This window comes from Telmatobacter bradus (assembly GCF_048629425.1).
Taxonomy (GTDB): Bacteria; Acidobacteriota; Terriglobia; order Terriglobales; family Acidobacteriaceae; genus Telmatobacter; species Telmatobacter bradus.
The window spans coordinates 3,479,075-3,490,566 of record NZ_CP184532.1 but is presented as its reverse complement, the minus strand read 5'-3'; the positions used below and the strand labels follow the sequence as shown (position 1 = coordinate 3,490,566).

11 protein-coding genes are annotated in these 11,492 nt (G+C 59.9%); 10 read left to right on the top strand and 1 reads right to left on the bottom strand.

Translation table 11 applies throughout. From position 1 onward, the window contains the following. Positions 1-219 precede the first annotated feature (219 nt). From ACOBR2_RS14295 to ACOBR2_RS14265, 7 genes are all read left to right on the top strand, one after another. Positions 220-1,419, top strand: a complete 1,200-nt coding sequence (locus ACOBR2_RS14295) for a type II secretion system F family protein (protein ID WP_420236792.1) — start codon at positions 220-222, stop codon at positions 1,417-1,419. Positions 1,420-1,425: 6 nt separating this feature from the next. After that, entirely contained in the window at positions 1,426-3,060 is a 1,635-nt protein-coding gene (locus tag ACOBR2_RS14290; RefSeq protein ID WP_420236791.1) for a GspE/PulE family protein, read from the top strand. After that, positions 3,060-3,989, top strand: a complete 930-nt coding sequence (locus ACOBR2_RS14285) for a hypothetical protein (RefSeq protein ID WP_420236790.1) — start codon at positions 3,060-3,062, stop codon at positions 3,987-3,989. Before ACOBR2_RS14290 ends, ACOBR2_RS14285 begins: the two co-directional genes overlap by 1 nt. Beyond that, positions 3,990-4,835 carry a fimbrial assembly protein gene (locus ACOBR2_RS14280; RefSeq protein WP_420236789.1) on the top strand — a complete coding sequence of 282 codons (846 nt, stop codon included), beginning with the start codon at positions 3,990-3,992 and terminating at the stop codon, positions 4,833-4,835. Beyond that, positions 4,832-5,503, top strand: coding sequence for a hypothetical protein (locus ACOBR2_RS14275; RefSeq protein ID WP_420236788.1), 672 nt, complete (start codon positions 4,832-4,834; stop codon positions 5,501-5,503). The genes ACOBR2_RS14280 and ACOBR2_RS14275 overlap by 4 nt, the downstream gene beginning before the upstream one ends. Before the next feature lie 2 nt (positions 5,504-5,505). Continuing rightward, entirely contained in the window at positions 5,506-6,132 is a 627-nt protein-coding gene (locus ACOBR2_RS14270; RefSeq protein ID WP_420236787.1) for a hypothetical protein, read from the top strand. 71 nt (positions 6,133-6,203) lie between these two features. Further along, complete coding sequence (locus tag ACOBR2_RS14265; protein WP_420236786.1) at positions 6,204-7,118, top strand: hypothetical protein; 915 nt, start codon at positions 6,204-6,206, stop codon at positions 7,116-7,118. 159 nt (positions 7,119-7,277) lie between these two features. Here the strand turns inward: ACOBR2_RS14265 and ACOBR2_RS14260 are convergent, their stop codons facing one another. Beyond that, a complete protein-coding gene (locus tag ACOBR2_RS14260; RefSeq protein ID WP_420236785.1) occupies positions 7,278-7,646 on the bottom strand; it encodes a HesB/IscA family protein in 369 nt (122 codons plus the stop codon). A 506-nt stretch (positions 7,647-8,152) separates the two neighbouring features. Between ACOBR2_RS14260 and ACOBR2_RS14255 the strand changes: the two genes are divergently transcribed. The 3 genes from ACOBR2_RS14255 (at position 8,153) to ACOBR2_RS14245 (ending at position 11,490) form a co-directional block, all read left to right on the top strand. Next, positions 8,153-8,413, top strand: a complete 261-nt coding sequence (locus tag ACOBR2_RS14255; protein WP_420236784.1) for a hypothetical protein — start codon at positions 8,153-8,155, stop codon at positions 8,411-8,413. 192 nt (positions 8,414-8,605) lie between these two features. Then, complete coding sequence (locus tag ACOBR2_RS14250) at positions 8,606-10,381, top strand: SpoIVB peptidase S55 (RefSeq protein ID WP_420236783.1); 1,776 nt, start codon at positions 8,606-8,608, stop codon at positions 10,379-10,381. Between the two features lie 101 nt (positions 10,382-10,482). Next, a complete protein-coding gene (locus ACOBR2_RS14245) occupies positions 10,483-11,490 on the top strand; it encodes an NAD(P)-dependent alcohol dehydrogenase (RefSeq protein ID WP_420236782.1) in 1,008 nt (335 codons plus the stop codon). Positions 11,491-11,492 lie beyond the last annotated feature (2 nt).

The following is an 11,492-nucleotide window of genomic DNA, read 5'->3' as shown; positions in this document are numbered from 1 at the left end:
TCCTTTAAGGGGCTAAGCCCGCTCATTTTGCAGCACTTGCGGCACGGATCAGACTGTCCCCTTGCCCAACGCCGTCCCCGGCAGGGCTTCCCGGGCGAACGGATCGCGCAAAGCTTGCGTCTATTCTGCTGGCAGGGCTGATACCCTTGACCAGTAGGGCTTTATTGGACCGACCACGGGCGAAAAACCCCAGGCGAAAGTCAGAAAACAGCAGGAAGCATGGCGGAATTTGTAGTCAAAATGGCCGACGAGCGCGGCCATGTGCTGGAACAAGTGCATACGGCGGCCTCAGCCGAGGAGCTGAGCGCTCGCTTTACCCATGCTGGCTACCATGTGTTTTCGGTCAAGGCTCGCGGCGGACTGGGCATGAACCGGCGCAAGGTCAAGCTGGAGCCGTTTCTGATCTTCAACCAGCAGTTTCTGACCCTGGTTCGTGCCGGTTTGCCAATTCTTGGCTCGCTTGAAATGCTTGGAAAAATCCAGAAGAATGCGACTTTTGCGGCGCAGATCTCCGATGTGTGTGGCCGGGTGAAGACGGGCCAGTCGCTCTCGGCAGCCTTTGAGGCGCAGCACGGCATTCCCGTCATGTACACCACTACGCTGCTGGCCGGTGAGCGCTCGGGCAATCTGCAGGAGGTTCTGGAGCGCTACGTAAGCTTCCAGAAGGTTTCGCTGAGCCTGCGCAAAAAGCTGGTTGGCTCGCTCATCTATCCCGGCGTGCTGCTCACTTTGGTTTTTGGCCTGATGGCCTTCATGTTCACTGTGGTGGTGCCGCAGTTTGCCGTGCTCTATGACCAGATGGGCAGCAAACTGCCGGCCATGACCACCATGCTGCTGAACTTTGGCAAATGGTTGCAGCACAACATTCTTTACATTGTGGGCGCGACGGCCCTGGCGCTGTTCGGCCTCTATCGCTATTCCATCACCGAGAACGGCCGCGACACCATCGACGGCATTCGCATCAAGTCGCCGGTTTTTGGCAAAATCTGGCAAAAGTACCAGGTGGCGCTATTTTCGCGTACGCTCTCCACGCTGCTGACCGGCGGTTTGTCGCTGGTGCCGTCGCTCGAAACCGCTGCCCGCTCGATCAGTTCGAAGCGCATCGCCGATGCCGTTTTCAGCTCGATTGTGACAGTGCAGGAAGGCAAGACGCTGGCTGATTCGCTGGCTGGCACCGGCGTCTTTCCGTCGCTGGCCACCGAGATGATTACGGTGGGCGAGCAGACCGGCGCGTTGCCGCAGATGCTCAACTCGGTTGCCGAGTTTTTTGAAGAAGACGTGGCCACGGCCCTGGCCGCCGCGCTGGCTCTCATTGAGCCGGCGATTCTGATCCTTATGGGTATTGTCGTCGTCATCATTCTCATCTCGCTGTATCTGCCCATCTTTTCGCTGGGCAGTGCCGGCGGGGGACAGGGGTAAGCCGCCATGGCCGATGCCACCACACTTCCCGCGCCTTTGGCCGCGCCGCAGGACGAGCGCGAGCATGCCGAGGTTCTGGCGCGCCGCTACCGGGCCGAGTTTGTCGACCTGAAGAACTTCAAGATTCAGCACGACCTGCTGCGTACAGTTCCGGTCGAGCTGATGTTTCGCTATAACTTCATTCCCATCGAGCAGACGGAAGATGCGCTGGTGATTGCCGTCAGCGATCCCTCCTGTCTGATGGTGCTCGACGAGATTGCCGGCTTGTTGGGTAGCCGCGTGGTTGCCCGTGTGGCCACGCTTACGCAGATTACCGATCTGCTGAAGAAGACCGAGCAGTCGCAGCGTGTGCTCGATGAAGCCAGCGAGGGCATGACCTTCGACGTACTGGCCAGCGAAGACAATCAGGACGAGAACATCTCGATTGAGAAGCTGACCAGCGAAGAAGACATCAGCCCGATCATTCGCCTCGTTGATACCACCATCTTCACCGCTCTTGAACGGCGGGCTAGCGATATTCACATCGAGACCAACGACGATAGCGTCGTGGTCAAGTACCGTATCGACGGCGTACTGCAGGCCGCCATGGCGCCCATCGCCCGCGAACACCACGCCACGATTCTGAGCCGCATCAAGATCATGAGCGAGCTCGACATTGCCGAGCGTCGCGTGCCCCAGGATGGTCGTTTTCGCGTGCGCTACAAGGGCCGCCTGATCGATTTTCGTGTTTCCATCATGCCCACGGTTCATGGAGAAAATGCGGTGCTCCGCGTACTCGACAAGGAGTCGATGAGCGAGAAGTTCCGCAACCTCACGCTGGATGTGGTGGGCTTTGCCGAAGACGATCTGCGCAGCTTCCGCCGCTACATTCGCGAGCCCTACGGCATGGTGCTGGTTACCGGGCCCACCGGCTCCGGCAAAACGACCACGCTCTATGCCGCGCTGAACGAGATCAAGAGCGACGAAGACAAGATCATCACCATCGAGGATCCGGTCGAATACCAGATTCGCGGCATCACCCAGATTCCCGTCAATGAGAAGAAGGGCCTGACCTTCGCGCGCGGTCTGCGTTCGATTCTGCGTCATGACCCCGACAAGATTCTGGTAGGCGAAATCCGCGATCAGGAGACGGCGCAGATTGCCATCAACTCCGCGCTGACCGGCCACTTGGTCTTTACCACCGTCCACGCCAACAACGTGGTGGACGTGCTCGGCCGCTTCCTGAACATGGGTGTTGAGGCTTACAACTTTGTGTCGGCGCTCAACTGCATTCTGGCCCAGCGTCTGGTGCGCACCATCTGCGAGCACTGTGTGGAAACGGTCTATTACGACGACGCCGCGCTGCTTGCCAGTGGTTTGAATCCTGACGAGTGGCGTGGTTTTGCTTTCCGTGAAGGTCGCGGCTGCATCGAGTGCGGTGGCACTGGCCATCGCGGCCGAACCGCTATTCACGAGTTGTTGGATTTGACCGACACAATTCGCGAACTGATTCTGGACAAGAAACCAACCTCCGAGGTCCGACGCATGGCGCAGAAGGAAGGCATGAAGTTTCTGCGTGAGTCGGCCATTGATCGCGTCCGCCGTGGCCTGACGACGCTCAAGGAGATCAACAAGGTCACCTTCATCGAGGCCTCCCGCTAGTGAAATCGATATTGAACAAGGCCAACGTGAATCTGGGCTCTCTGGTGGTGCGCAGAGGTGGTCGTCCGCCCGCAGCCATTGAGGTCGGTCCGCTGGGTGTGGTTGCGGCCTGTGGCAAGCCGCCGGTTTTTGCCTTTGCCCCACTGGCGGAGGGTGTGCTTGTACCCGGATGGAGCGAGGCTAACCTATGTAACCCCGCAGCCGTGGCTGAGGCCATTCGCGCGGTGCTTGGCCAGGTGAATCCCGGCAAGCGCGCGGTAAGCTTGGTGCTTCCGGATTCCTCGGTACGCGTCTTCGTCCTGGATTTTGAGGCTTTTTCCTCCAAGGTCAGCGAGGCTTTGCCGATTCTGCGCTTCCGTTTGCGCAAGATGGTTCCCTTTGACATTGAACACGCCATGGTGAGCTATCAGGTGCTGACCCACACCAAAGAAGAAACCCGCGTGCTGGTGGTGGTTCTGCCCGGCACGGTGCTCGCCGAGTATGAGGCCGTGGTGCGGCAGGCTGGCCACGAGCCCGGCGCGGTGCTCTCTTCAAGTCTGGCCGCGCTGGAGGCGATTCACTCCGCCGGTTCGCTGGAAGCTGTGCTGAGCGTGCACCTGAGCCCTCAGGCACTTACCACTTGCATTAGCACGGCCAGCGATCTGCAGCTCTACCGCAGCATGGAGCTGCCCGAGGCTGCCGCGACGCGCGTTGTTGAGATTCAGCGCGGCGTAGCCGTGGCCGTGGCCTACTACGAAGACAAACTGCAGGCCGCTCCGGCAGGCTTGCTCTACTCCGGCTACCTGCCGGTGGACGAATTCAAAAGCCTGATCGAAATGCCGGAGCTGGCGGTGGACGAACTTGTGCCGCATCCGCAGACGGGCGTGGCCAGTAGCCTGGGTCAGGCCGCGCTGGCCGGCGTAACCGGAGCCATGGCGGGGGCAAACTAGATGAAGATTACGCTGAATCTTGCCACGCGCCCGTACATTGACATGGGACCGGCGCTCCGCCAGTTGCGCATTGTGATTGGTGGGCTGCTGGTGCTGAGTGCGGGCTGTGTCTTTGGCCTGCACCTGCTGCACAATCAGGCGGAACAGGTACGTGCCCAGGTCCGCGCGCTCGACGCCCGGATTGCTGAGGTCGGTGCCGAGCGGTTGAGCTATCAGTCGCTGATGCAGAAGCCCGACAACGCGCTGCTGCTGCGCCAGACCGAAGCGCTGAACAAACTTTTTGAGCTGAAGGCCTTTAGTTGGACGCTGGCCATGGAGAATCTGGAAACCGTGCTGCCAGCCGGTGTGCAGGTTTCCACGCTCGAACCCACGCGAGAAAAAGACGGCCACATTTCCGTGCGTCTGCGTGTGGTTGGTCCTCGTGACCGGGCCGTGGATCTGGTGCGGAATCTGGAACACTCCAAACGCTTTTTGATGCCGCGCATCGTCGGTGAAAACGCTGAAACCAGCTCCGGCATGAATGCCATGCGGCAGCAGGAACCGATCAGCGCCTCCAGCCGGTTTACCGTCGACATTATCGCCGACTACAATCCGCCAGCTCCCGGCGAACGCAAGCCCACCGCCGTTGCCATCCAGCAGGAAGGCCCGCTTGCGGCTCCTGTGCCGGTGCAGATCGCGGGAAGGCCCATGCCGCCCCAGCCGGGAGCGCGGCCCATGAATGGCATGGGCGCAGGTCCTGGAAATCCGCGCCCACCGCAGTCCAGTCACTTTGAGCCGCATCTACTGCCGCCCGGTCCCATCCGGCATTCCGGCAAGCCCAGCCCCTATTCCGGAGGTGCTCAATGAGCGCGCCTAGTTCCGCTACCCTCTGGCGTGAGCGGCTGATTTCGCCTCTCGTATGGCACTATGCCGGCGCTGCTTTTCTGCTGCTTCTGACCATAGTGCTGGGCGTGCGCCTGGGCATGGACTGGAGTGCAACTCATGGCCATGCGAGCGATGAGCTGGCCGGCAAACAGGTGCAGTTGCACGCCCTCGATCTGGAGATTGCGCCGTTGCGCGGGTTGGACAAGAGCGTGGAGCAGGTGCGTGTGCAGATGGGCGGCTTCTACTCGAAGCGTGTGCCGCCTAACTACTCGGCCATCGCTGGCCGCGTGGGCGACCTGCAGGTGAAGTCGGGCGTGCGCCTGACCCGTGTGCAGTATGCGCAGGGTAAACCGGGCAATGACCTGACCGAGATCCTGCTCGACATCAGCATCAGCGGCGGCTATCCAGAGATTCTGCGTTTTGTGAACAGCATTGAACGTGATCCCATGTTCTTTGTGATTCGCGCCATGAGCCTGACCGGCCAGCAGGGCGGCGCGGTGAATCTGCGCCTGCAGGTTTCCACCTGGCTGCGTCCCGCCGATGCGGTGGCCAGCGGCCTGCCCACCAAGGAAGAGCTGGACGCGCAAAATGCACAGAACGAAAATCGCCAGCAAAACACGCAGTCAAACATCCAGAAGGAGGCGCGATAACCATGGCTCTAGCTCTGGGAACTGAAAACAAGCGCCAGCTTCGGCTGTTCATCATCCTCTTGGCGGTGATTGCGCTGATTGGCGGCTACGAGATCTATGACAATCTTTCCTCACCCTCCACGCCGGTGCGCACCGTGCCTTCTCCGCAGCCGACGCTAGCGAATGCGCCCAAGCCCTCGCCGGAGGAGCCGTCGATGGGACCGCAGGCGCAGAAGCTCACCAATGTTGGAATCGATCCGCGCCTGCACTTCGACATTCTGGCGCAGAGTGAGCAGGTGGAGATTTCCGGCTCTGGACGCAACATCTTCTCAGCGGATACGGCCCCGGCCGTGCACATTGAGCAGCCGGTGAAGAGTGCGCGGCAGACCGCGGCCAGTGTGGCAGTTGTGCCGGTTGGCCCGCCTCCGCCGCCCAAGCCGCCCGAGATTGACCTGAAGTACTTCGGCTACAAGGCGAACCGTGACAAGACGCTGCAAGCCTTCTTCATGCACGGGGAAGATATTTTTGTAGCCAAAAGTGGCGACATCATCAACCGCCGCTTTCAGATCGGAACCATCCGCCCCAGCAGCGTGGAAGTCACCGACCTGGCCTACAAGAACACGCAGAACATTACACTGTCGCCGTTTTAAGGGGACGAGGTTCTAGGTGCTGGAAGCTGGGAGCTAGAAGCTAGGGGTGAAGCATGAATGAGCCACAGACAATGCGCAGAAAAGATGCTGAGGCCGGCTATATGCTGGTGGCGGTCATGTTCCTGCTGTTTCTGCTGACGCTTTCACTCACCGTGGCTGCGCCGCGGGTGGCGCGCGAGCTGCAGCTGGACCGCGAGCGCGAGAACTGGCACCGCGGCATGCAGTACCGGCGCGCCATCCAGCTTTACTACCGCAAGTTCCACGCCTATCCACCCACCGTCGATGCGCTGGTCAAGACGCAGGAGATTCGCTTTCTGCGTCGCAAGTATATTGATCTGTCCACCGGCAAGGATGAGTGGAAGCTGATCCACTACGGGCAGGCCAAAACAGCCACGCTGGGCTTCTTCGGCCAGCCACTGGCCGGGGCCGGATCGTCGAGCGGCAGTTCGATGCTGTCAGGAACCGGGCCGAGCGACGGATCGTCCAGCTCTAGCTCTTCGCTTTTTGGCAATTCCGCAACCTCTTCTTCCTCGATGTTTTCTTCAAGCACTTCTTCGAGTGACACTTCCGCGAGCACGTCCGGCACATCGGCCAGCAGTTCGACCTCTTCCAGCGGCACTTCCGGTTCGTCCAGTCTGATCTCCGGCAGTAGCTTTGGCAGCAGTTCCGGCAATACCTTTGGCGGCTTGGGCATCATCGGCGTTTCGCCCATGAGTCCCAACCAATCGATCCTGTTGGTCAAGAAGAAGAACCACTACAACGAGTGGGAGTTCGTTTACGACCCGCTCAGCGATGCCAAAACGGTCAGCGGCGGCTCGGCGACCACGGCCAATTCTGCCTCTACGGGCACCAGTGCCACTTCTTTTGGAAGTTTTAGTTCGTCCAGTTCGTCCTCTTCCAGCTCCTCGTCCAGCTTTGGCAGTTCAAGCAGTTTCGGTTCAACGAGCTCTACTTCTACCAGCTCCAGTTCAAGCAGTTCCCAGTAGGGAAGTTTTTTTATCGCAAAGCAGAAAGCAAACAGCAAGGCCCGCTCCGAAGAGCGGGCCTTGCTGTTTGCCCGGATGGGCGAAAATCTCCTGCGCCGGCGCGGCTGGTTTGCCGCGTTGCCCGGTCTACGTGTTCGGGCGGGGCGCAAGCTCTTAAAACTAGACGCTGAAGCTGGAACCGCAGCCGCAGGTCGACTTGACGTGCGGATTGTCGAACTTGAAGCCGGCGGCCTCAAGCGTTTCAACGTAATCGACGGTACAGCCATTCAGGTACATCAGCGAGGTGGCGTCCACAAAAACCTTCAGATCGTCAAAGCTGAACGTTTTGTCCATCATGCCGGCCTGGTTCTCAAAGGCCATTGAGTACTGGAAGCCTGAGCAGCCTCCGCCCACCACGCCAATGCGCAGACCGGCGGGCAGCGGTTCCTGGCTGGCCATGATCTCGCGAACCTTGGCGATGGCCTGGGGGGTCAGAGTGAGGGGGGCCTTCTTAACTTCTTCCTGAACGGGCAGCGAGGTAGTGGCCATGGTGTCTCCAATCGGTGAAAATTGCGAATCTCTCTTCCAGACTATCGTTCCTGCGGCCAGAGCATCAACTCGCGGGCGGAACCTTTACACATACTGATGCGGTCAGCGGAAAAAAGATGCTTGGCGGGAAGAGATTTTTTGCCTGAATCGCTCCAAAAGCTCGAAATCTATTCTGCAGGGAATGGCAGGCAGGGCGGCAGGAGAATCGGCGCTGCTTCCCGAAAGGGAAAACTGCCCACTTGCCGCCTCTTTTGCCGCTGAGAATATATAAGTTAGGCCGCAACCTGGAGCGATTCGTCCGTATGCCAGAGCTTGCCTCGGGAGCGGGCCGTGTGCCCCGTGGGAAATTTGCATAATTTTGGCAAGCCAGTCATTTGTTTTCCGGAGTATGATGTTCAGCCGAAAGGGGACCTTCGGTTTCCGGGCTCGGATTTATTTTTTCGAGCCGCCAACCGCAGGGTTCCGAATGCAGAACACGGGGGTTGTCTATGGCGTTTGCTCCGCTTATGTGGTCCGTTTGGACAGTGCTGGTGGTTGTGATGGCCGCACTGCACATCTATCGCTCAAGCCTGACCCGCGATGAAGAGGATCAGGTTTTTCTCGACGATTCTTTCGAACAGATGCGAAGCGCTCAGGCTTCGATTGTTGCCCGGGTCAGCAAGGTTGAGCCGGCACTGCACGTCGCGCAGTGGGCAGTGGTTGGAATGTCCGTCATCGTGCTTGGGTATTATGCCCATGACATTCTGCTGCACTTGGGAGTGTTTTAAAGGCAGGGACCAGGGACTCGGAGCGCATTGACAGCGTCGGCTCTTAGGTCTGGGGTGTTTTTTGAAACCGGGTGTGAAGCCGTACCTGTTTTGTAATTGCTCTCTTTACCCTGGTCCCAGAGTTCCCAGTCCCTAAGTCCTCATCAAGTCTCTCGCCCCTGCCTCCCAGCCCTGCACTGTACTCTAATAGACGTGAAGAAGAGTTGCTTCCAGGTACTTGTCAGCAGTGTGATTCTGGCCTGGGGCGGAGCCCTGCTGGCCGCTCAGGCTGCGCCGCCGCCTTCCACAGGCGGATTTTTCCCGCTGGATCAGGTCCGTGCAGGCATGAAGGCCACGGCCTGGACTGTTTTTCGCGGTGTGGATCCCGAGCCGATGGACGTGGAGATTCTGGGTGTGTTGCGGGGAGCCCGTGGTCCCGGACAGGACATGATTCTGGCCCAGTTGCACGGCGCCAAGCCCGAGTATACGGGGGTGGTGGCGGGCATGAGCGGCAGTCCGGTCTACGCGGACGGCAAGCTGCTGGGGGCGCTTTCCTATCGCATCGGCCAGTTCAGCCGCGACCCCATTGCCGGCATCACGCCCATTGCGCAAATGCTGGAAGTGCGCGATTTACCGCTGCGGGATTTGGCCGGGAAAGAAATTTCCGTAACTGCGGCCAGCGCTGCCGGGCTGAACCTTCAGCCCATGGAAACGCCGCTGGTGCTCAGTGGTTTCAACCCCGAAGCCGTGCGCTTCTGGCAGCAGACCATGGCGGGTACGGGGTTGGAGCAGGTAGTGGCAGGCGGTTCAGGCGCTTCAGAGCAGGCTGCAGAGGGGCAGACGGAAGACCGGATTGTGCCCGGTTCGGCCGTGAGCATGCAACTGGTGCGGGGCGATGTAGAGATGGCTGCCACCTGCACGGTTACCTATATTGATCCAAAGCAATTGCTTGCCTGCGGACATCCCGTGCTGCAGGCGGGAACGATTTCACTGCCCATGACGGCTTCCGTGGTGGTGGCCACGCTGGCGTCGCCCTTGAACGCCTTTAAAATCATCAACACCGGCCGGACGATCGGCGCGTTTACCGAGGATCGCAATTCGGCCATCCGGGGCGTGCTGGGGGCGAAGGCGCGCATGATTCCGCTTTCATTGGAGATGGCAGGGGGCCGCACACTGCATGCGGAGATTCTGGATCAGGAGGGTTTGACGCCGCAGGTGGCCATGGCCGTGCTCTATCAGGCGCTGCAGGAGTCGAACCGAAGCCATGCCGAGGCCAGCTATCATCTGACGGGCCGGATCCGGTTGGGCAAAGAGTCCGATGTGCCTGTGGATCAGTGGGCAGTGTCGGCCGAGGGCGCTCCGGCGCAGATGAGCGCCGCCCTTGCCGTGGGCGATCTTTTCCAGCGCCTGTATGCCAGCGGCGAACGCACCAGCGCCGTGCTCGGTATAGAGTTGCGGGTGGAGCAGATGGACGAGCGGGCACAGCTTGAACTGGAGCAGGTGCGGCTGTTGGGCACAGATTCGGTGCATGCTGGCGATACCGTGACGCTGGCGGCCATGCTGCGGCCCTGGCGACAGGAACCGCATGCGGTCCAGCTTGCTGTGCAGCTTCCAGCGCGGCTGCAAGCGGGGGTAGTTCGCCTTCTTGTCTCGGATTCCGGTACTTTAGACCGTCTGACAGATCCGCCGTTGCCTCCCGGGCAGACGCGTCCCTGGAAGACTCTGCTGGCCGCAAGTCGGCAGCGTCACGCGGCCAATCGCCTGTATGCCAGTCTTCTTTTACCGGAAGCCGACGCCACCGTTGACGGGCAAGAGCTTTCGAGTCTGCCGCTTTCCGTGGTGAATGTGTTGGAACGTCCGACGGCGGCGCACCCGGAAATACTTTCCGGGGAAACTCCGCAAACGGTTGTGGAAATACCCACGGCAGGACCGGTTACCGGATTTCAGGTGATCAGCCTGCGCATCTTGCCGGGAGCCGGTTTAAACTAGGATAAGGATTATTTCGTCTTTTTTTGCGAATTTTCAGACGTGATAGTGTACAAACACCTACGCGCAAGATTTTGGGGTTTTACGAGGAATCTAAACCGACCATGGCTCAAATACAGGGACTTGCAGCACACGCGGCAGGAGCAGAGCTTCTGCCCTTTCATTACGATCCGGGCACACTGGGAAGCCAGGATGTGGAGATCGCTGTCACACATTGCGGAATCTGTCATAGCGATCTTCATTTGATTGCCAATGACTGGGGAATTAGCCAGTATCCGTTCATACCCGGCCACGAGGTGATCGGTACGGTCGCCGAGGTGGGCAGTGAGGTGCGCTCACTGGAAGTTGGCCAGCGCGTTGGACTCGGCTGGCAGTCGAACTCCTGCGGCCGTTGCGAGTGGTGCATGAAGGGCATGGAGAATCTTTGCCCGGAGGCGGAATCAACCTGCGTGCACCGTAACGGCGGATACGCCGACAGCGTGCGCGCGAACGTGCGCTTTGTGCTGCCGATCCCCGACGCTCTATCAAGCGAGACGGCGGCTCCGCTGCTCTGCGGCGGCATTACGGTATACAACCCGCTGCGCGATCACGGTATCAACCCCTCGTCGCGGGTGGGTGTGGTGGGAATTGGTGGTCTGGGCCACATTGCCATTCAGTTTGCCCGCGTCTTCGGCGCGGAGGTCACGGCCTTCTCAACCTCGGCGGCCAAAGAAGAAGAGGCCCGCGCACTGGGTGCTCACAACTTCATCAACAGCCGCGAATCGAAGGCGCTGAAGGAAGCCGCCGGTACGATGGACTTCATTCTGAACTCGGCCAACGCCGATCAGGATTGGGGCACCTACATTCAGGCGCTACGCCCCACCGGCACATTGTGCTTTGTGGGTGTTCCGCCGTCGCCGCTTTCGGTGCATGCGTTTCCGCTCATCTCCGGCCAGCGCTCGATCACCGGCAGCCCCATCGGCAGCCCGTATCGTTTGCGCGAGATGCTGGACGTGGCCGCCCGCCACGGTGTGAAGGCTACCACCGAACTCTTCCCGATGAACAAGGCCAATGAGGCCATTGAAAAGGTGAAGAAGGGCAAGGTCCGCTATCGCGCGGTCTTGCACAACTAGCT

Bases quoted from the DNA above. Each gene is read 5' to 3' on its own strand.
- ACOBR2_RS14280 (WP_420236789.1), top strand. From the start codon at position 3,990: ATGAAGATTACGCTGAATCTTGCCACGCGCCCGTACATTGACATGGGA.
- ACOBR2_RS14255 (WP_420236784.1), top strand. From the start codon at position 8,153: ATGTGGTCCGTTTGGACAGTGCTGGTGGTTGTGATGGCCGCACTGCAC.
- ACOBR2_RS14260 (WP_420236785.1), bottom strand. From the start codon at position 7,646: ATGGCCACTACCTCGCTGCCCGTTCAGGAAGAAGTTAAGAAGGCCCCC.
- ACOBR2_RS14245 (WP_420236782.1), top strand. From the start codon at position 10,483: ATGGCTCAAATACAGGGACTTGCAGCACACGCGGCAGGAGCAGAGCTT.
- ACOBR2_RS14295 (WP_420236792.1), top strand. From the start codon at position 220: ATGGCGGAATTTGTAGTCAAAATGGCCGACGAGCGCGGCCATGTGCTG.
- ACOBR2_RS14265 (WP_420236786.1), top strand. From the start codon at position 6,204: ATGCGCAGAAAAGATGCTGAGGCCGGCTATATGCTGGTGGCGGTCATG.
- ACOBR2_RS14270 (WP_420236787.1), top strand. From the start codon at position 5,506: ATGGCTCTAGCTCTGGGAACTGAAAACAAGCGCCAGCTTCGGCTGTTC.
- ACOBR2_RS14275 (WP_420236788.1), top strand. From the start codon at position 4,832: ATGAGCGCGCCTAGTTCCGCTACCCTCTGGCGTGAGCGGCTGATTTCG.
- ACOBR2_RS14290 (WP_420236791.1), top strand. From the start codon at position 1,426: ATGGCCGATGCCACCACACTTCCCGCGCCTTTGGCCGCGCCGCAGGAC.